16 protein-coding genes are annotated in these 21,565 nt (G+C 48.9%); 15 read left to right on the top strand and 1 reads right to left on the bottom strand.

Annotated elements, in window-relative coordinates; all coding sequences use genetic code 11:
- Positions 1–83 precede the first annotated feature (83 nt).
- The 15 genes from HQN88_RS31505 to HQN88_RS31435 all read left to right on the top strand — a co-directional run bounded on the left by HQN88_RS31505 (position 84) and on the right by HQN88_RS31435 (position 19,826).
- Complete coding sequence (locus HQN88_RS31505) at positions 84–1,121, top strand: response regulator transcription factor (RefSeq protein WP_173119736.1); 1,038 nt, start codon at positions 84–86, stop codon at positions 1,119–1,121.
- The gene (locus tag HQN88_RS31500; RefSeq protein ID WP_173119733.1) at positions 1,121–2,974 is read left to right on the top strand and encodes a cache domain-containing sensor histidine kinase; all 1,854 of its coding nucleotides are present in this window, start codon (positions 1,121–1,123) and stop codon (positions 2,972–2,974) included. Before HQN88_RS31505 ends, HQN88_RS31500 begins: the two co-directional genes overlap by 1 nt.
- Before the next feature lie 360 nt (positions 2,975–3,334).
- Positions 3,335–4,102 (top strand): SDR family NAD(P)-dependent oxidoreductase, encoded by a 768-nt coding sequence (locus HQN88_RS31495; protein WP_173119731.1) that lies wholly within the window; start codon positions 3,335–3,337, stop codon positions 4,100–4,102.
- The gene (locus HQN88_RS31490) at positions 4,099–6,159 is read left to right on the top strand and encodes a heparinase II/III domain-containing protein (protein ID WP_173119729.1); all 2,061 of its coding nucleotides are present in this window, start codon (positions 4,099–4,101) and stop codon (positions 6,157–6,159) included. The genes HQN88_RS31495 and HQN88_RS31490 overlap by 4 nt, the downstream gene beginning before the upstream one ends.
- A gap of 138 nt (positions 6,160–6,297) precedes the next feature.
- Positions 6,298–8,598: a DUF4962 domain-containing protein gene (locus HQN88_RS31485; protein ID WP_173119727.1), complete on the top strand. Its 2,301-nt coding sequence runs from the start codon at positions 6,298–6,300 to the stop codon at positions 8,596–8,598.
- A gap of 288 nt (positions 8,599–8,886) precedes the next feature.
- A complete protein-coding gene (locus HQN88_RS31480; RefSeq protein ID WP_173119829.1) occupies positions 8,887–10,188 on the top strand; it encodes an extracellular solute-binding protein in 1,302 nt (433 codons plus the stop codon).
- 111 nt (positions 10,189–10,299) lie between these two features.
- Positions 10,300–11,190 (top strand): carbohydrate ABC transporter permease, encoded by an 891-nt coding sequence (locus HQN88_RS31475; RefSeq protein WP_173119725.1) that lies wholly within the window; start codon positions 10,300–10,302, stop codon positions 11,188–11,190.
- Between the two features lie 16 nt (positions 11,191–11,206).
- Positions 11,207–12,088 (top strand): carbohydrate ABC transporter permease, encoded by an 882-nt coding sequence (locus HQN88_RS31470; protein WP_171633585.1) that lies wholly within the window; start codon positions 11,207–11,209, stop codon positions 12,086–12,088.
- Positions 12,089–12,170: 82 nt separating this feature from the next.
- Positions 12,171–14,003 (top strand): sensor histidine kinase, encoded by a 1,833-nt coding sequence (locus HQN88_RS31465; protein ID WP_337995169.1) that lies wholly within the window; start codon positions 12,171–12,173, stop codon positions 14,001–14,003.
- Positions 14,004–14,007: 4 nt separating this feature from the next.
- Positions 14,008–15,204 carry a response regulator gene (locus HQN88_RS31460; protein ID WP_173119723.1) on the top strand — a complete coding sequence of 399 codons (1,197 nt, stop codon included), beginning with the start codon at positions 14,008–14,010 and terminating at the stop codon, positions 15,202–15,204.
- A gap of 157 nt (positions 15,205–15,361) precedes the next feature.
- The gene (locus tag HQN88_RS31455; protein WP_173119721.1) at positions 15,362–15,901 is read left to right on the top strand and encodes a C40 family peptidase; all 540 of its coding nucleotides are present in this window, start codon (positions 15,362–15,364) and stop codon (positions 15,899–15,901) included.
- 84 nt (positions 15,902–15,985) lie between these two features.
- Positions 15,986–16,384 carry a pyrophosphohydrolase domain-containing protein gene (locus tag HQN88_RS31450; protein ID WP_173119719.1) on the top strand — a complete coding sequence of 133 codons (399 nt, stop codon included), beginning with the start codon at positions 15,986–15,988 and terminating at the stop codon, positions 16,382–16,384.
- A gap of 12 nt (positions 16,385–16,396) precedes the next feature.
- On the top strand, positions 16,397–16,615 hold the full coding sequence (locus HQN88_RS31445) for a helix-turn-helix domain-containing protein (protein ID WP_056622353.1): 219 nt from the start codon (positions 16,397–16,399) through the stop codon (positions 16,613–16,615).
- A gap of 169 nt (positions 16,616–16,784) precedes the next feature.
- On the top strand, positions 16,785–16,985 hold the full coding sequence (locus HQN88_RS31440; protein WP_028555213.1) for a cold-shock protein: 201 nt from the start codon (positions 16,785–16,787) through the stop codon (positions 16,983–16,985).
- A 186-nt stretch (positions 16,986–17,171) separates the two neighbouring features.
- Entirely contained in the window at positions 17,172–19,826 is a 2,655-nt protein-coding gene (locus tag HQN88_RS31435; protein ID WP_173119717.1) for an SLC13 family permease, read from the top strand.
- Positions 19,827–20,210: 384 nt separating this feature from the next.
- Here the strand turns inward: HQN88_RS31435 and HQN88_RS31430 are convergent, their stop codons facing one another.
- Positions 20,211–21,545 carry a 5'-deoxyadenosine deaminase gene (locus HQN88_RS31430; protein WP_173119715.1) on the bottom strand — a complete coding sequence of 445 codons (1,335 nt, stop codon included), beginning with the start codon at positions 21,543–21,545 and terminating at the stop codon, positions 20,211–20,213.
- Positions 21,546–21,565 lie beyond the last annotated feature (20 nt).

Raw genomic sequence — 21,565 nt, 5'->3', positions numbered from 1 at the left:
AGTATTGAGCATGCCGCCTCCTCACGTACCCAACGGTGCGTGGGGAGCGTGCATTTCATCCCATTTTGAAAGGAGAGTTTCTCATGTACCGCATACTCATTGTCGATGACGAACCGATGATACGCAGAGGATTACAGAAGCTTGTGGAACAATCGGGGCTGCCCATTGAAAGCTTGCGAACGGCTGAGAATGGTGTTGTCGCAATGCAGCGGATTCAAGAGGAACGACCTGACTTCCTTTTTACAGATATTCGCATGCCGAAAATGGATGGTCTAGAGCTGTGTGCGCAAATTGCTGAGATGGATGCTGACATTCAGGTGGTTGTGATTTCTGGCTATGGCGATTTCGAGTATGCGCAGAAGTGTGTGTCTTACGGGGTCAAAGAATATTTGTTGAAGCCAGTCAACATCAAGGGGTTTCAGCAGGTATTAGAGAAACTCATTCTGAACAAAAGCAAGGTGAGCTCGGAGTCATTTGTCGCCGTCACGAAGCTGGAGAGCTGGGCTACTCGTTTGGAGCAAGCGGTATGGATGCTGCAACAAGAGGAGCTGGACCGAGATCTCGAAGAGATCAAAGCGGAGCTAGGTGCCTATAAATTAAAGCTCAATCGTATGAGTGATATTGTGCAGGAAATCTATACGCTTGTACACGGGCGTCTCATCGTTCGCGATGTGTATATGATTCAGGAAGAGCCGCAGATCTCTGCTTCGCTGAGCGAGGAAGATGTGTGGCTGTGGTTTACAGCCTCTGTGAAAGGGCTGTTGCAAGAGCTCAAAAGCAAGCGCAAAGGCAAGCAGAAGGACCCTGTTGAGGAAGCGAAACAGTACATGGAGAAGCATCTGGCGGAGGAAGTTTCCTTAGAAGAGGTGGCTGAATTCATTGGACTCAATCCCTCATACTTTAGCCAATTGTTTAAGCAAAACACGCAAGAAACCTTTGTTCAGTATCGAACACGTCGCCGTATGGAGAAGGCGAAGAAACTTCTTCAGCAGCCACATTGGCGCATTACCGATATTTCCGGTGAGGTTGGGTATGCGGATCATCCGCATTTTACCAAAACGTTCAAAAAGTATGAAGGCTGTCTACCCTCGGAATACCGTCAGCGTATGGGGATCCGATAATGAAGAGAAAGTCGCTATCGCGTCAAATCTATGCGTATTTTCTCATCGTCATCGTGCTCTCGTTGGTGTCTGTAGGCGCTGTCTCCTACGTGCAGTCTTCGCGGGCGCTGGATGATCAAGTTAAGCAATATATGGAGCAGATGGTCGATAGTGCGAACTATCAGACAGATAGCTATTTACAGGCGTATGAGCTGCTCAGCAATGCCTTTTCGTCGAATTCGGATGTGCGGGCGTTTATGGAAATCAAGCCAGATGATGGTTATGAATACTATGTGTATTCGGAAAAAATCAAGGAATTCGCCCGAATTTCGGTCACTTCCGTCATTACCCTGTATAAACAGCTAAACATGAGCTACGTCGTGGGCCAGCACGGTCGATCCGTTATTTATGAGAATCAGAACCTGCTGAATTTCGATCCAGTGCTTGTCCGTGAAAAGTTCGACTACTTGATGAAATCAACGCCTGGTGATGGCAAAATTGCGCTGCTCAATATGAGTATCCGTCCTGTTGATGAAGGATCCGTTGTAACGATGGCTCGCAAAGTGAGGGGTCCCTCCTATGGGGATGCCAACCGCGGGGTGGTCGCCATTGAAATCAAGTTAGATGAACTGGCGAAGACGTGGGATCGTGTTAGTTTGGGGAAAGAGGGCTTTTTCTTCATTGTGGATGACGCCGGTAACTACATTTATCCACGTACGATGAGCCAACGCAAATCGCAGGATGAGTTAGCTTCGCAAGTGCTGACAAGTGGAAATCAAACGTTTTTGTCCAAATACAACGGAGAAGAACGTATGTTTGTATCGAGAAAATCAGGCTACTCCGATTGGAATCTTGTCGCCTCTATGCCCGTGCAAGAGCTGCGTCGACCTGCTAACACGATTCGAACAACGACGATCATTGTAGGTCTGGTTACTCTGGCTGTTGCACTTGTGCTTGCTTCTCGCTTTGGTCGCTCCATTATTCGGCCGATTCGGGATCTCAAAGACAGCATGCGGGAGACGGAGAAAGGGAACTGGCAGTATATCGAGGACGCGGGGAGAACGGATGAGATGGGCGGACTCATTCACAGCTACAACCTGATGGTAACGCGTCTATCGGATATGATCGAGCGGGTATATGAGGCCGAGCTGGAGCAGCAGAAAAATGCTCTGGAACTTGGCGAAACCAAGCTCGAACGGCAGAGGGCTGAATTTCAGTCCCTGCAGCTGCAAATTAACCCCCACTTCTTATACAACACATTGGAAACGATCAATTGTTATGCCATTGTTCAGGATTCAGGAGAAATTACGGAGATGGTTGAAGCGATGGCTTTCATGCTTCGCTACTCCGTCCAGACCAACATAGAAGAAATCACGGTTGCGAATGAGCTGAATCATGTGCGGAACTATATGATTATTTTGCAGCATCGAACGGAGCGGGAATTCGAGATTGATGTAGCAATCCCGCCAAGCCTGCTGCTAGAGAAGATGGTCCGCTTGACGTTGCAGCCGTTGATTGAAAATATTTTTCAGCATGCTTTTCCAGATGGTGTGGAAGAGCGGCATATCATTCGAATTGATGCCCGCAAAGAGGGTGGTTTGTTCCAGGTTTTCATTGAAGACAACGGCGTGGGCATGATGCCGGAAAGACTGGCGGAGTTACGCAGAAAGCTAGAGGAGAACCGTCTGGCGGAGCCGGAAGAAGCGAGCACTGGGACCAAGCGTGGTGGGGGCATCGGACTGATGAACGTCCACCGACGGATTCAAATGGTGTTCGGCGAAGCTTACGGGCTGTCCGTTGTCAGCGAGTGGGGGCGCGGTACCTGCATCACGATGACGATGCCGGAGACGGCGCGGCCTCGGCTGCGCGGGTGAATGGAGGGGCGCCAGGGAGTCAGGGAGCAAACCGAACCCTTCTCTGCCCTACGGATTGCCCCTTCGCGCCCGTCCCCGTCCCGTCCCGTCCCCCGCCGCCTCGTCTTACGGACACAGGGGACGCTATTCGGTCTTTTAGCGGGATTCACATGTTCTAACGGACAACATAGACGTTATTCCCTTGTTAGGGGGACTATTTTACCCCCAAAACAGTAAATAGCGTCGGTTGCGTCCGTTATACGAGGAAATTGTCTTTTTATTAGAAATAGCGTCGCTCGTGTCCATTACAATTACAGGTAGTTACGCTGCACAAGCAGCGATTCAAATAAAAATAGATTACATCCATGGGAGGATATTACAATGAACATCAACTTAACAGGGAAAATAGCACTTGTCACAGGATCGAATGCAGGGATTGGACGCGCAGTTGCACTTGCTTTAGCTAGCAATGGTGCGAAGGTAGGCGTGAACTGCTTGAACAATGTAGCACAAGGGCAGGAAGTTGTTGCAGAAATCCAAGCTTTAGGCGGGGAAGCGGTACTAGTACAAGCAGATGTAACGAATGTGGAGCAAATCGACAGACTTGTGAGCGAAGTGGAGCAAGCGCTTGGTGGAACGATCGATATTCTTGTGAATAACGCGGGTCACCTTGTACAGCGCGTACCCAATGTAGATATGTCCGAAGAAATGTACAACCGCATCATGGATGTCAACTTGAAAAGCACCGTATTCGTTTCGAAACGAGTGCTCCCTGGGATGAAAGAAAAAGGCTATGGCCGGATTATCAACATGACATCCGTAGCTGCTCATAACGGTGGTGGACCTGGCGGAAGTGTGTATGCAGCAAGTAAAGCAGCGGTTCTTACTTTCTCTAAAGGTTTGGCAAAAGAAGTTGCAGCTAGCGGCATCACTGTGAACAACGTTTCACCGGGTTTCATCGGCAATACGATGTTCCACGCGACATTCACAACGGATACAGCGCGCCAAGCAACAATTAATGGCATTCCGCTGCAACGTGAAGGAACTCCAGATGATGTTGCTGGCGCAGTTCTTTACCTAGCTTCCAATTTAGCTGCTTACGTAACAGGTGAAACGATCGAAATCAACGGTGGGATGATGATGCGATGAGTACCGCGATCCCCTTAGCCGCTAAAGTAGAGACGTTGACGTGGGCGGGCCAAACTGCCCACAAACTCCAAGAAGAAATCGACAGGCTGCAGCAAGCAGGCAGCCTGGTCGTTCCTAAAGAACCTGGTGGTTGGTGGCACCAGTATGTTTGTCCACACCATCATACCGAACTGATGTTCGATGAAGCTCGTGTAGATGCTTCAGAATTTCTGTGCCCACACGGTTGTGTGATTACAGGTGATGCCTACCGCGGTGCGTGGCTTGTATTTAAGCACCAATCCTTGGCACGTGTGGCGCTGCAGTCGGCTGCTGTTTATGCGGCCCTGGGTGACGTTTCCTATGCACAGATCAGTAAACGTTTGCTTGTCGAATACGCCGAGCAGTTTCCGCTCTATCCCGTGCATCCAGAAGCACAGAGCTGGATGCTGAAGGGACGCGCATTCCACCAAGCGCTGACCGAGGCGATTTGGTCTACAACGCTAATTCGCGCCTATTTACTGCTTCGCGATGGAGGCATTACCTTCGATGCGAAGGAACAAGTTGCGATCGACGTGTTCTTAGGTTTGTTGGCGGGAAGCATGGAGGAGTACCGGCATATTTTGATCCATGAACGGAACAATGCGGAGAACAACTATACCGCTTGGCTGAATGCGTCTTTATCTTGTGTGTATGCGGCGAGAGGCGATCAAGCGCTGCTTGAGGCACTTATTGAAGGCCAAGGAGGCTTCATTCATCATCTTTCCATCGGCGTGAAGGCCGATCAATTCGAATTCGAAGGAAGCACGTATTACCATGTCTTCGTGCTTCGTGCCTATCTGATCGCTGCCGAAATGGCGCAGCGCTTCGGCATTGATCTCTACGCCACGACAGGCGCAGAGGGGCAATCCATGCGCGGCATGCTCGAAGCGTTGGCCGACTTGGCCGACGACCAGGGCGCTTTGCCGGCCCTGCATGACGGGCCGCTGGAGCGGGGCCCTTACGCCCGCGAAATCGCCGAGATCGCGGAGCAGGGGCTCGCGATCTACGGCATCGCTGGCCTCGCGAAAGTAGCGCGCGAAGCGTACCGGCAGCTAGGCGCTGCCGGGAACGAGCAGCTCGAGGCGCTGCTCTACGGTGGAGGCGCTGACCGCGCCGCTGCCTCGGAGCCGCGCAGCTCGCGGCTCTGGCCGGACGCGGGCTTCGTCATCGGCCGCATCGCGGGGAACCCGCTGTCGTTCCTCGCCGATTTTGGCGAGCACGGCGGTTCCCATGGCCACTACGACAAGCTGCATCTGACGTTGATGCACCAAGATCAAACCCTGACACCCGATCTGGGGATGGTGCCTTACGGCTCGTCCATGCGCAGATCGTGGTTTGCCGAGACGGCCAGCCACAACACCGTTTCGCTGGCGGGTCAATCACAAGCGCCGCATGAAGGGCGCCTAATACACTACGAAGCAACAGAGACTTCGGTGTACGCTTGGCTGCAATCGACGGAAGGTTATGAAGGCTGTACGATGAATCGACATCTTTTGCTAACGGATGATTGGATGTTGGATTGGTTCCAAGTAGAGCTTTCTGGCAATCAGCCGCAAGCGATTGAATGGTGGATGCACCCGGTCGTAGCGGTAGAAGCTTCGCAACAACCACTTGACCCAGAGGCTGCTTATCAGTTACTTATTGCTGAGAAGGCGGGGGACATTACGACAGTCAAGGAGCAGCAACTGCCCATGACTAGCAGATTCGTGCCGAATGAAGGCGTTGCCGGCAATGGAGCGGGTGAACTGCAAGCTTTGTACAACCTCACCAACGCAGACGCTGTCATCTACCACTCTGCACTCGTTCAACCAGGCGATGAGATTGTGGCTGTTCAGACACCAGGCGATGCCGTAGACCCTAGTCGCTCACTTACAGCCATGCTTCATCGACGTCATGATCGTAAGGCGGATTTCATTCATATGTATCGCGCAGGCAGTGCCGTGCAGCTTTCACAAATGACGGATAATGAAATTAGCATAACCGTTCCTAATGATTCTGTTCGTGTTAAAATGACAGATAAAGGATTACAAATTTTATAATTTGTCATTCGGGCTTTTGTTCGAAAGATATACGCGACGCGCAGAAATTCATCATCGAGCTTAAGAAGTCGCCATCATCTTCGCACTCATTGTCATAATTAATCAAGCCTCACTACCGAGCCTGGAGGGGAATTATCCATGTCATTATCGCCACTTTACGAACCACAGAGCGGTGTGTTAACCGTACAATACGAGCCGAACGAGAAGACGGTGCTGCTGGAAAACCCGCCTCGCTTCACGTGGATTCCGGCACAGCTGGAGCATGATCGTTATGTGCTTCAAATCTCAGAATCGGAGGTTTTCTCACCGACAGAGACGCAGACCGTGCAACCAATCCCCTATAACTTGTATACACCTGATGCTGCGCTCAACCCAGGCACATACTACTGGCGTTATGCCCTGCTTGAAGAAAATGGCGAACATACCGCATGGAGCCGCACTCGCCGCTTCGAAGTACCGGCAGATTTGCCGGAAACACCCCTGCCTAGCAGAGCTACGCGATACGCAGAGGTTTCTGCTCAGCATCCGAGATTATGGCTGCAAGCTTCGGAGGTAGAGGCCTTTCGTGCCGAGCTAGCGACGGATCCAAGCTATTGCGAATGGGATGTTTTTTTCGAGAAGTCAGTTAAGCCTTGGATCGAACGAGATCTGATTGCGGAGCCGCGTCATTACCCAGGAAATAAGCGAGTTGCCAATCTGTGGCGTCAGATGTATATGGATACACAAGAAGTCTTGTATGCGGTACGTCATTTGGCCGTAGCAGGAAAGCTGCTCAACAATGACACACTATTAGATCGAGCGAAAACCTGGCTGCTTCATATCAGTACTTGGGACATTAGAGGGACGACGAGCCGCGACTATAACGATGAGGCTTCCTTCCGAATGGCTGGCGCCATTGCTTGGGGTTATGACTGGCTTTATGATCAATTATCAGAGGATGAAAGAAAGCATATTCGCCACGTTCTGCTCGAACGTACACGCCAAATCGCGCAACATGTGATCGAACATTCCAAAATTCATCACGTACCGTTCGACAGTCACGCCGTTCGCTCTTTATCCAGTGTGCTTGTGCCTTGCTGTATTGTTCTTTTGCAGGAGGAGCCGGAGGTTCAAGAATGGTTAGACTATACACTTGAATATTATGCATGTCTCTACTCGCCGTGGGGCGGGCCGGATGGGGGCTGGGCCGAAGGTCCGATGTATTGGACGACGGGGATGGCTTTTGTTACGGAAGCGATGAATTTGCTGAAAAAATATACAGGCATTAACTTTTATAAGCGGCCGTTTTTCGCAAAAACAGGTGATTTTCCGCTGTATGCGTTCAGCCCTGACACCCTGCGTGCAAGCTTTGGCGATCAATCGACATTGGGAGATCCAGTTAGTTTGAAAACGGGCTTCAACATTCGTCAATTTGCAGGTGTGACAGGAAACGGTTTGTATCAATGGTATTACGAACGGGTTCGTGAGACGGATACAGATTCCGAAATGAAGTTTTACAACTATGGTTGGTGGGACTTCCGTTTTGATGAAATGGTCTATCGTCACGACTATCCGCAGGTTGAGGCTATCGCGCCTACCGATGCAAATATTCAATCGGTCAAATGGTTCCGTGACATTGACTGGGTCGCTTTCCATTCCAATATGGCGGATCCAGAACGTCACATTATGCTCCTCACGAAGAGCAGCAAATATGGATCTGTCAGCCATAGTCATGGCGATCAAAATGGCTTCTTATTGCATGCCTACGGAGAACCGCTGGCCATTGAGAGCGGCTACTACGTGGCGTTCAGCTCCACAATGCATATGAATTGGCGCAGACAGACGCGCTCAACGAACAATATTTTGATCGACGGACTGGGTCAATACGCGGAGAAAAACAAAGTGCTAAATATGGCGGCCAATGGTTTCGTCGAGGTTGCCGAGCAGCGCAAAGGCTACGGTTATTCCCGCAGCAACGCAACCGCGGCCTACCAAGAATATGTGCCATACTTGGAACGGTATGTGCGGGAACTTTACTTCTTCGGTACCTACGTTGTGGTTGTCGATCATATCGATCTCGCGCAGGCTGGTACCGTAGATTGGCTGTTCCAAACGCTATATGAGATGAAACTGAATGGACAGACCTTCAAGGTTCAAGGCCGTAAGGCTGATATGGACGGTCGGTTCGTCTACTGCTCCTCAGGAGAGCTGGAGCTTACACAACATCAGAGTTTCACCGACATCGATCAATCCGAAATTGAAGGTTTGCCGCCACACTACCATTTGAAGGCAACGACGAAGTCAGCCCGAAGCCATCGTATTGCAACTTTGCTTGTACCGATCAAACACGGCGAACCGAAATACGTATCGTATTTCATGGACGATCAAGGTTTCGACGTTCATATCTACTTCACCGAAGATGGTATCACGAACCGCGTAGAAGTGCCAAAGGCCTATTAATATCTCCGTATTTATCAAGCGATTCCAAGGTCAGCGTGAGCTGCTGAGGGGTCGCTTTTTTGTATCGCTTTAAAGGTTAACTCATAAAAAATCCCCCGAACGGGAAAGTTATGTGGGACGATAAATCTATAGAAATCAAACATCATATCTAAAGTTCACACATTGTAAGGGGTACCATTTTCACGGCATAATAAGGACATAAAGACATTCACTTAAAACGAACGAGGGGGATTTACATTGGTGAAAAAGTATAAAGCACTAACAGTTATTGGAGCAGGCGTGCTAGCAATGAGCTTAACAGCATGCGGATCGGATAAAGGAAGCACGAGCACGGCTTCACCGGCTGCAGGCGCATCAACAGCACCAGCTGCTACAGCAAAAGCTGAAAACGTTACGATCACATTCCAAAATATATATCCAGATCCAACAGATCCGAAAAACGGTATGTTGAAGAAAATTGTTGCTGACTACCAAACGAAAAACCCGAATATCAAAATTGAGCTTGATTCGTTGAACACGGACCAACAAAAGCTTAAATTGAAAACTCAAGCAGCTTCCAAAGAAGTGCCTGATATCACTATCGTTAACCCAGCAGCACAAATGCAACCTTTCGTAGATGCGGGCCTATTCGCACCACTGAATGACATGGTTGAGCAAAACGGACTTAAAGATACATTCCAAAGTGGAATTCTTGACTTCTACAGCTTCAACAAGAACATTTACGCATTGCCAGATGGTAACAACATCGGTGTTATTTACTACAACAAAGATTTGTTCAAACAAGCTGGAATTGCTGAAATTCCAAAAACTTTCGAAGAGATGGTTGCGGACGTAAAAATCTTGAAATCCAAAGGCATTCAGCCAATGGCGATCGGTGAAAAAGATTCCTGGACGGGTTCCTTCTTGTTCATGAACGTATTGCTTCGCACAAATGGCGGCCCTGGATTCTTGCAAGCTGTTGTTGACGGTAAGAAAACATTCGCTGATCCAGCATTCACGGATGCAGTTAGCTCCTTTGAAGATTTGATCCAAGCTGGCGCGTTCCAAGAAGGCGCAACTTCCTTTGATTACAACGCAGGAGAGAACTTGTTCAAAACAGGTAAAGCAGCTATGTACTACATGGGTAGCTGGGCAACTGGCGGTATCGAAACTTCCTCCGTTAACGGTAAAGTTGGCGTGTTCCAATTCCCTACAGTTAAAGGGAAAGGTAACCCTGATGAGTTCATGCTGGCTCCAGGATCTGCATTCGCAATCTCTGCAAACAGCAAACATTTAAAAGAGACGAAAGATTTCTTGAACTACTTCATGTTGAACTTCCCTAAAGAAGCTTTCGCAGTTAAAGGCGCTGTTGGTTTGGCTCAAAAAGTTGACGGCGACTTCAAGGCTGCTGGATACTCCGATATGGCAATGGATGTTCTTGCTTTGTTCAAAAAAGTTAAAGGCGGCGACCTAGCGTTCGATAACACAATGAACCCAGGAACTGCGCAAGGTCACTTAACGAGCATTCAAAACCTTTTCGTACAAAAAGTTGATCCTGCAACTGTAGCGAAAGAGCACCAAACCGCTTACGACACAAATAAAAAGAAATAAATAAATAGATTTGATGTAGTAGCCCAATAGGGAATTTACCTAGAGCGCCTCAGAGGTGCTAAGGGTAAGTTCCCCATGGGTATATCTAACCCCATGAAGGAGGCGAGCCAAGTGAATGTGTTAAGAGTCTCCAAGTGGACGATTGCCATGTTTGTACTGCCCTGTTTGATCATATATGTTGGCCTTGTGTTTGTACCTATTCTCGTATCCATGTACAGTGGATTGCTGGAATGGAATGGGATTGGCGCTTCGAAGTTCATTGGTTTAGAGAACTTCCGCACGATGCTTTTCCATGATCCTATATTCTGGCCATCTGTCAAACGCACATTAATGTTTGCTGTGTTTTCCATGTGTGAAATCCCGATTGCATTGGGTGTAGCCATTTTGCTAAATCGTTTTATTAAAAAACCGAATTTCCTTGTTTCTGCTTACTTTTTACCGGTTATTTTATCTGTAGTTATCATTGGGCAATTGTGGAAAACAATTTACAATCCAGCATCAATGGGTGGTATGCTCAATCAAGTTCTAGATTTACTAAACTTACATAGCTGGACGAGATCATGGTTAACGGATCCCAAAATTGCTATGTATTCCCTTTATTTTGTAGCCCTATGGCAGTACTTGGGGTATCACACCTTAATCCAGTTTACTGGTATTCAGAACATCCCGGCTGATATTTATGAAGCTGCGCGTCTGGATGGAGCAGAAGGCCTTAAAGCCGACTGGTATATCACTTTCCCTATGAATATTCCGATTTTCAAAATATCGATCGTCCTAGCTTTTATCGGTTCCTTACAAGCATTCGACATGATTATGGTCATGACAGGCGGCGGTCCTGCACATGCAACGGATGTCATCTCCACCTTGATGTACAACAATTCCTTCCTTTCTCTGAAATATGGTTATGGAAGCGCGATTGCAGCCTTCTTGGTTGTGGTATGTCTCGTAGCAACCGTCATTATTAACTCGTTATTCAACAAACTAGAGAAAAAATATACGTAGGAAGGGGAGTGTCACCATGTTAAACGCCAGGGATGTAGCTTCGGCTAAACCTGCCATCATCCGGAGACGCAAAAGCTTCTCTATCCTAAAGGTTCTTGTTGTTATATTTCTATCCTTACTTGTGGTCACACAGGTATATCCATTGCTGTGGTTGTTCATTTATTCTCTCAAAACGAATGAGGAAATCCTGTCCGGCCGTTTCTTCTCCCTGCCGCACGTGCTCCAATGGAGCAACTTTACGAATGCGATCAAGTCGGGGCATTACTTCCAGTATTTGAAGAACAGTCTCTTCGTTACCTTAATCACAATGGTATGTGTCCTGTTCTTGAGTTCTTTAACGGCTTTTGCCATTACACGGTTTAAATGGAAGTACGGGCAGCTCGTCATGGTCATCTTCCTGATAGGGATGATGGTTCCTATGCAGGCAACCTTGCTGCCGCTTATGATTATTTTCAAAAACATGCACATCCTAAATACGCATCTTTCGATCATTCTGCCCTATATCGCGTTTCAAACGCCAGTTGCGGTCTTTATCCTCAGCGGCTTTATGAAATCCATTCCGGCAGAGATTGAAGAGTCGGCTGTCGTGGATGGCGCGGGGATCTTCAAAATTTTCACGGGGATCATTCTTCCTATTTCAGTTCCTCCGATGATGACGGTGTGTATTCTCACCTTTATTAACATCTGGAACGAGTACATCCTAGCAGCGACGTTTATCTCGTCCGAGCGGCTTAAGACGCTTCCTTTCGGAGTGAACAGCTTCGTAAGTCAATACTCCGTTAACTATGGCGCGATCGGGGCCTTCCTTGTACTCGGTGCGTTACCGGTTATTATCGTGTACTTCTTATTAGCGGACAAAATTACAAAAGGTATGGTAGCGGGAGCGGTGAAGGGTTAACTTCACCCCTCGCTTTTTTTCTATTTCAGATAAGACTATGATAAAATAGCAAATACCGCCTTAGGAGAGGGGATCACGACAGGTGAAAAGGGGCCTTAATTCCATTCATAATCGGCTATTTATGCTATTTATCTCCTCGATGCTAGCGCTCGTGCTGATTGTCAGTTTTTTGTACTATCAGAAAACGACGCAAATCATACATAACAAGATTAACGATTTGGCTCAGAAAAATATTTCACAAACCGTAGGCTTATTTGATTTGCTCCTGCAAGGGTATGACAGTATTACAAAATCCTTGAATAGTAACAATGAAATGATTCGGTTAATTGAGGAACGGGATTACAATCCTGATGTGACAACAAGTATTTTCAATGAGCGAACCATTACGAATATACTAGGCGCTATTTATTATTCGCGGGATGATATTGTTGGGATCCACGTCATCACGAATGCGGGCAAAAATTATAATTACGAACGCGGCTTTGATACCGTCATCGATGCGAATTATTCCTCTACAGATTGGTACAAGAAGCTTCAGGATTCCACTGGGGAGATGGTTTGGTTAGGACTCGTACAAGGCTCTGTTATCAATCAATTTCAGCGTGATCCGATGTTTGTCTTTGGCCGCAAGCTGTTTGATCTAACTGACCATCGCGTCATCGGCGTCATGCTGATCGAAACGAATCCACAGCCGATTCTAGCTGCTCTATCCAACGTTACGATTAGCCCGAACAGTCGGGTCTACATTGTAGATCAGGATAATCGATTAATTGCAACGACCGCGGAAGATAAGAAGAATTCTCCTTCTTTTAGTGGACTGCCGCGTCCTTATAAAAATGAGATCATTGTCGATGATCAAACGGATCAGTTGATTGTAGCTGCCAATGCGAAAATGTCGAATTGGACCGTTTTTGGCTTAACCCCTAAGGGTGATATTAATGCTGAAATTGTTAAAACGCGAGAATACTTATATGTCGTGATTATTGTTCTCATTATTCTTTCTACTGCTTTGGCGAGTTTGATCTCGCAGAACATTGCTTCCCCTCTGAAACTGCTTATCCGTGAGATGAAACAGGTCGAGATGGGGAATTTCAAGGGCTCCGTAACGGTTAGGTCGTTCGAAGAGATTAATTCCCTCGTATCCTCCTTTAATCGGATGGTGAACCGGATGGATGAGTTAATTGAACGGATTACACTGTCTTCGATGAGCGAGAAAAATGCGGAATTGCATGCCCTGCAGTCTCAGGTAAATCCCCATTTCCTGTACAATACACTGGATATGATTTATTGGATGCTGGATGAACGAGAGAATGATCGGCTGGGGAAAGTCATCCTAGCGCTGTCGCATATGTTCCGGTACAGCAGTGATTGGCAAGAAGCTTCCAAAACGACGCTGCAGCATGAACTGGATCAGATGCGCCATTATATGACGATTATTGAGAATCGGCTGGAGGGCAGGGTCCGAACCGAGATACAGATAGACCCCGAGTGGTTGGATGTTACCTTACCTAAGATGACCTTGCAGCCCATTATCGAGAATGCCGTTAAATATGGTCTTGAACCGATGCGGGAGCCAGGTGTGTTACGGGTGTTCGCGGAGGTGCAAGAGCAAGAGCTTCATATTATCATTTCCGATAATGGTGTAGGAATTGAGCAAGGTCTTCTGCGTCAGATGCAGGAAAAGCTCGAGGAGGATGCTCGTATGATTGGGGATCAATTCACGTACAAAGATAATGCTGCCAACAAATCACAGCTCGTACAAGACGGCAAGACTCGACGGGGTATCGGACTTACCAATGTCCATCGGCGTATTGCATTAATGTTCGGTGACACGTATGGACTTCGAATTGAAAGCAAACTAGAGGTAGGAACCACGGTGATCATCGCGATGCCGCTACCTCGCAAGGGGGTATAAAAACGTGGATATTCTAATTGTGGATGACGAGACGATTATTCGAGAAGGCATTCAACGTACGCTGCAGAATCGCTTTCCTGAGCACACTATACATTTGGCCTCCAATGCGGAGCAAGCGATCACGATACTGCGGAGTCAATCCATACACATCGTGTTAACAGACATTCTCATGCCCGGGATGACCGGCTTAGAGCTCATGAATATGTCGCGAAGCCGGCATCCCCATGTAAAATGGGTCGTAATCTCGGCGTATTCGGAGTTCTCCTATGCACAAGAAGCTGTGCGCCTTGGTGCAAAGGACTATTTGCTGAAACCAATCGGTAAAGAAGTGTTGAGCGACATGATTAGGAAGCTAAGCGAGGAAATCGCCCATGATACCGAACTGATCGAGGAAGCGGAACTGCTCAAGACGAATCGCAAATATCTGCAAGAAGCTGTGTTTCAGCGCTGGGTGCAGGGTTTGGATACGGGGCGAATTGATATGGGGCCATTCGTGGAGCAGCATCCTTACTTCTATCTGATTATGGTCAAAATGGAGACGGATAAGGCTGTTTTCTTGGAAAATTTCATTATCGAGAACGTCCTGTTGGAGCTGATCGAACGCTACGGCAAAGGTTTCGTGACTGTACACGACAGCAAAAGCTTGCTCGGACTCGTGACTCTGCCTGAAGGAACAAGCATCGCACATCTCGTTGAGGAGCTTCGCAGCCATCTCATTAAATATTTGAAGGTGCCGTTCCAGATCATGACTACGGAGCGGATTGAGCAATTCCAGTCCGTACCTGCCGAGGTGCAGCGGATGCGGCAGGCATCAACAACACAGGTCTATGAGTATCATGCCAGCGGCAGTGATCGTTCTGTTGAAGTGGCTCTGCAATATATGCGCACGCACTATCAAGACGACTTATCGCTTGAGAAAGTAGCTTCCATCGTGTATTTAAACCCCGTGTACTTTAGCCAGTTGTTTAAACAGAAGACAGGTCAGGGTTTCAAGGAATTCGTCATTAACTTGCGGCTAGAGCAGGCGAAGCAGTTGCTGCTGAATCCCAAGATCAAGCTGGCGGACGTTGCCGAACGCATCGGCTATCAAGATATGAGGCATTTCTCTCAGGTGTTTAAGAAGAAATATGGTGTGACCCCGTCAGAGTTTCGGCAGGAACATACTGGAGATAAAGCGGATTCATTGGTGTCAAGAGATTGATTCTCATCGAATTCTCATGAAATTCTCAGAATAGTGCCTACGATTAGGTGTGATGCGACTTTCCTCCTTTTTTGTTAAATATTAGGGCATGGGGCTTGTGCTATGGTAGTAGCAGATCCCATAAGCACATATTTCATGCCCAAGGAGGAAATCAATCATGCCTGTTATGAAGAAGAACCACCTTAATTCAACTGTCGTAGGTCTAAGTCTATCCTTGCTAATCGCGGGAACTGCGTTATTAAGCCCGCAAGCGGCCTCTGCTGCGACGACAACCACGAATGGGGTGGTAGCTGCCGCGACAGCGACAGCTACAAGCACGTCCCGTGCAGAGAGCATTGTGCGTACAGCGAAGTCGTACATCGGGGACGTCACTTACCGATATGGTACTAGAAATACTAGCCGTCTAATCCTGGACTGCTCTGCCTATACACAGTTAGTTTTTAGCAAGAATGGGATCACGCTTCCATGGGGCTCCCAAGCGCAAGCGAAGCTAGGAACCCGCGTCTCCAAGAAGACAAGCCTAAGCAAGGGCGACCTCGTCATGTTCAGTACATCGACACCAGGCCGCATTAATCATGTAGGTATCTATGTCGGCAATGGCCAGTTTATTAGCAATACAACAAGCTCAGGTGTCGTAATACGTTCCATGACCTCAGGCTATTGGAAAGATCGTTTTATTATGGGACGTCATTTTTAAAAAATCATCAGACATATTGACCACAACTCCCTTCGGGTGGTATATAGTAGAAATCTATAACCATGTTAAGGGAGATCAGATACAATGACATTAAAGCTAGCCTTCGATGCTGTGAAGAAGTTCCATGAAACGTTTGAGCACCCAGTGGGCGCATCACCACAGCGCCTATCTGCTCAGCGTAAAGCCGCGCGCCTGGCGTGGATGCAAGAAGAGCTCAATGAATTTGAAGAAGCAGCTACATTAGAAGATGAAGTAGATGCGATGATTGATGAATTGTATTTTGTACTAGGGACGCTTGTTGAAATGGGTGTAGAGCCTGGACCGATCTTCGATATCGTACAGCACGCGAATATGTCCAAGGTTTGGCCCGATGGGAAGGTTCATAAGAATGAAATGGGTAAAACCATCAAGCCGCCGCACTGGGAAGACCCATTCGACAAAATTAGAACTGAAATTCAAAAACAAAAAAATAAAGAAAGTTGAGGTGGGGCGAGCATGTCCTTCCACATCCGGCTCAAAGAGCTGAGACAGCAGGAAAATCTTACACTTCGTAAACTTGGAGAGAAAGCGGGGATCAGCTATTCCATCATAAATTCTATCGAAAATGGTCGAATTATCCCGTCGAAAGATGTCGCATTAGCACTAGCTATAGCACTTAAAATTGAGGATCGTGAATCCTTTGTCTCGTTAGCAATAAATCCCTCTCAGGTATAATTGCAATACCTAATATAGTGTGGTACAGTATTAATAGTCTTAAAGGGAAAACCTGAATTGCGTATTGCAAAGGGTTATCATTTAAGTAAATGAAACCTTTTCCAATGTGTAATTTTTTTGTTCGAAACAAGAAAAAAGACATGTTAATAAAACTTTGGAGGTATTACCCATGGCAGTAGGAACAGTTAAATGGTTTAACGCAGAAAAAGGATTTGGATTTATCGAAGTTGAAGGTGGAAACGATGTATTCGTACATTTCTCCGCAATCACTGGCGAAGGTTTCAAATCTTTGGACGAAGGCCAACGCGTTGAGTTCAACGTAGTTCAAGGCAACCGCGGACCACAAGCTGAGAACGTTGTAAAACTGTAAGCTTCAGCTTGCAAATATAGCATTCTCCAGAAAGGCTCTTAACTTCGGTTAAGGGTCTTTCTTTTTTTGCGTTCGGGAGGCTGCTAGCAATTTGTGTAGACAAATTTGTCATACCAAGCGTACAGTATTCTTGGAGTAAAAAGCTTCGAGCATTGTTATGCATCGTGCAAGGAGAGTAGATCATTCGTGGCAATTAAAGATATGGAGATGTTTAAGGACTTCTCTAACATAGAGTTAGCCAAGCTTCTGGGCAAATTGGACATGGTGAAGGGGCAAGCTGGAGATATGCTGTTCGAACAAGGCGATCCTGGTGACAGCATGTATCTGATTGAGAGCGGGAGAATTGAGCTGTTCTCTCAGAAGCAAGATGGTACAAGGCAGTCGCTCGCGAGCTTACAGGATGGAGATACGCTCGGTGAAATGGCGTTGTTAACGAACGAGCCCAGATCAGCAACGGCAATCATAGCTATAGAAAGCGTTCTCTACTATATTGATCGAGAAACCTTCGATCGGTTAGTCGTTGAGCAGCCGCAGATCTCTTCCTATTTCATTCGGCTGTTGTCGCAACGGTTGGTATCAACCAATGGTCGCTTACAAGCCTCCAAGGAAGCGAAAGCCCAATGGGTATTGCATGAGGTGGAGCTGCTGCCGACGCATTTGCGGGATTTCCTTCTCGCGTGCGCTTGCTTGCCAAGTGTGCGTGATGGACTGCTCAAGCATCTCTTCGGTATGACCATAGAAGATGCCAATCAGGCTTACGCTGCTCTTGGACGGTTCGTCCAGGAGGACGTGGAGCGTGATTCCGTTCACATGCGGCCCGAAATCGCTCGTGTTCTGCTCGACATCCTGCCACAGCGGTATGGTGAGCGTCAGCAGCAGCTGTGGGTGGATCAGGCTTTGGCTTACTATCGAACCGAAGGTGATTGGGCGTCGGTGGTTGAGGTCTATGCTGCGCGCAATGAGTGGGAGCTGGCGCTGGAGGTCGCGGCTATTGCAGCGGGTGAATTAGTGGAAAAGGCAGAGATGGCAGCAAAAGCTGCTCTGGACGAGTCTGAGCGGCAGCAACGGTCGATCGGCCAGGCGCTTCGGCGCTGCCCGGATGAGCTGCTCGTCGCGCGTTACGCGGTCTTGTGGGCCTATGTCCGCTACTGCGTGGAACACGCGCCTGAAGCGGGCTTGTCCATCGTCGAGGCGGCGCTGGATCAGCGAGGTGCCGCCTATTCGGCGCAGCAGCTCGCCACCGTCTACGAGTGGGGGGCTGATTTGTGCCGCAAGCTGGGGCGAAAGCAGCTTGCGCTCGAGTATTTGCAGCTCGCGGAGTCAACCGCGCTGTCGAGCTCGGGGTCGACCAAGCGCAGCGGCGACCAAAGCTTCGGTCTGGCCAAGCAGATGCTGGCCAGAAGCAAGAGCGAGCGCCTCGCCGCAGGCGCGGGGCGGCTTAGTGATCGTAGCCGCTGGCTGGGCCTAGCGGCTGTCATCCTGGCCGTGGCCTCCGTGCTCGGCTTCCACGTCGCCGAGCCCGTTGCGGGGTTGTCCCGCCACGGCATGGACTTTATCGGGATCGGCTTAGCCGCCGTGATCCTCTGGATCGTGAACATCATGCCCGACTACATCGTAGCCTTGGGCATGGCCATGCTCTGGGTGCTCGGCGGACTCGTCGAGCCCGAGATAGCCTTGTCGGGCTTCGCCTCGCCGACCTGGCTGTACATGATCTTCATCATGGCGATGAGCGCCGTCATTACGAAGTCGGGCTTCTTATACCGCTTCTCCCTCCATGCCCTTAAGCGCTTCCCCGCGAACTATCGCGGGCAGCTGTGGGGCATCGTGGCCGGCGGCATCATGCTCAACCCGATGATCCCTTCCTCCTCAGCGAAGGTATCACTCGGCGTGCCGATTGCTCAGACGCTGTCCGAATCCATGGGATTCGGAGCGCGCAGTCATGGCGCAGCAGGCTTAGGCCTTACCGCTATGCTGTTCTACGGCTTCACAGCGCCGTTTGTGCTCACGGGCTCCTACACAAACGTACTGGCGTTCGGACTGGTTACCAGCGCTTCGCCTGTGAACTGGATTCAATGGTTTCTCTATGCCTTACCGGCATTTATCATATTTAGCAGCGTGCTGCTTACCATTATCTTCATCATGTTCCGCAAGACAGCTTCCGCCAAGCCGATCGCTGCCGACGTTCTAGACGAGCAGTTACGACTGCTAGGACCGCTGACGCGCGAGGAGCGTATTGCCGTCGTAACTGTCCTGAGCTGCATCATCATGCTGGTACTACAGCCGCTTCACGGCATCGATAGCGCTTGGATTATGCTGATCGGCTTTGCCGTACTGGTCATCAGCGGCGTATTGGACCGCAAAACCATTTCAACCGGCATCGACTGGACATTCCTGCTATTCCTTGGCGTAGCCTTCAGCTTCTCGGCTGCTGCCAATGAGCTTGGACTTGTCGAAGCGCTGTCTTCATTCCTCGGTCAGCATATGGGCATTTTCGTAACGTCGCCATTCTTCTTCCTAGCCGCGGTTATCGTGCTCTCGTTTATCGTCACGTTGATCGTCAGGGACGATCCCGCTGTTATTTTGCTGGTCACGGCACTCCTGCCGCTGGCTAATCAAGCGGGGGTTCACCCATGGATTCTCGTATTCGTGGTACTATTGTCAACAGACCCTTTCTTTTTCGCGTATCAATCGCCGACGTATTTGACGGCTTACTATAGTTCCGAAGGGAAAGCGTTTAGCCATCGACAAGGCCAGAAGGTTGCATTTGCTTATGGATTAGCTGTATTGCTGCTTGCACTTCTGTGTGTGCCTTATTGGAAATGGTTAGGGTTGATTCACTAGAAACGCTAAATGGCTAAGGAGGTCGGACCGTGTGTTTGATCCTCATCCCTCTTGGCATCTGACGTAGCCCACCAGTCATTTGAAAGGGAACGAGAATGCGCTAATTGCTGCCAAATAGACGAATTCGACGTCGAAGGGAACCACAGTGCGCTATTTAGCTGAAAAATGCCTGAAATGCCGGGAAATCAGGCAAATATCGCACTCAGGTTCCCCTTTGGAGTCAATATTGGCTGATTTCGAAGGAATAAGGCATCTACGTTCCCTTTCAATACTCGTTTCGGCCATTGTGGGAGCCGCGCCCCTAAAATAAAGAAGAGGCTGTGCCTATGTAGAAAAGTCTACGTAGGGTACAGTCTCTTCTTGTTTGTGTCGCGCTAATAAACGCTAGCGCAGGTTCGCTCTCTTCAACAACCGCTGAATCGAGCGGTTCGCTTCGGGCAGGACGATGTCCTTATCAACCGTCCGCAGGATGCGGTTTTCCATGACGATCCGACCATTGATGATGGTCGTTTCGACATCAGCACGCGTCGCCGAGTAGACGATGCGCGAGATCGGATCCACGTCGTAAGACGGATACGTGTGGAAGTTGTTGAGATCGAGGATCGCGAGGTCGGCTTTCTTGCCGACTTCTAAAGAGCCGATCTCATCAGCCATGCCAACGGCGCGAGCGCCGCCGATGGTCGCCATGCGGAACACCGTCTGCGCGTTCATCGCCGTCGGTCCGTGCACGGGCTTCTGGATGAGCGCAGCGAGCCGCATCTCGTTGAACATATCGAGATTGTTGTTGCACGGCGCACCATCTGCCCCTAGGCTAACCGAGATGTCTAGTTTGAGCATCTCGGGCGTCTCGGCGATCCCTGAAGCCAGCTTCAGGTTGGAGCCAGGGCAGTGGCTGACATGCACGCCGCGCTCGTGGATGATGCGTTTTTCTTGCTCATCGAGCCAGATGCAATGCGCTAAGATCAGCCGCTCGTTCGCCAAGCCGAGATGATCGAGGTAGACGACGTTGCGCATGCCCGTTTCGGCTTGCACGATCTCGATTTCACCGAGATTTTCAGAAGCGTGCGTGTGGACCTTCACGTTGTACTGTTCCGACAAATTACGAACCTCGCGCAGCAGCTCTTCCGTACACGAGATAACAAAACGCGGCGAGAACGCGTACTGAATACGGCCACCGTCGTGCCCGTTCCATTTTTCCAGCAAATCAACGCTTTGTTGAAGCGATTCCGTCGTATTTTCCTGCAAGGCAAACGGAACTTCGTCCCCTTTGTCCATCATCACCTTGCCTGACAGCGCACGAATCCCGCTCTCAGCAATGGCTTGAAAAGCAAAATCCGTATGGTGAACCGTCTCCATATCCACAATGGTTGTGGTGCCGCTTTGAATCAGTTCCCCGATGCCGAGCATCGCCGAATAGTAGATCGACTCCTCATCATGGGAGGCTTCCAGCGGCCAAATGCGCTTTTTTAACCAATCCATAAGCTCGAGATCGTCTCCCTTACCACGGAACAACGTCTGGCACAGGTGGATATGCGTCTGAATAAAGCCTGGAATGATCGTGCGATTCTTAGCGTTGATAATTTTATCTGGGTGTGTAGGGTTCAAATCGGGTCCGATCGCGGTTATGCGATCATTTTCGATGAGTATATCCCCCGTTATGATGTCTCCGCTCCGATTCATGGTCACGATCTGAGCATCTTTAATTAAAATTGTTGTCATCGATCAAAACCTCCTACTCC

The sequence above is a fragment of the Paenibacillus qinlingensis genome (genome assembly GCF_013204845.1).
Lineage (GTDB): Bacteria > Bacillota > Bacilli > Paenibacillales > NBRC-103111 > Paenibacillus_E > Paenibacillus_E qinlingensis.
Note: the sequence above shows the minus strand (reverse complement) of the source record. Positions and strands in the feature narration are given on the sequence as shown.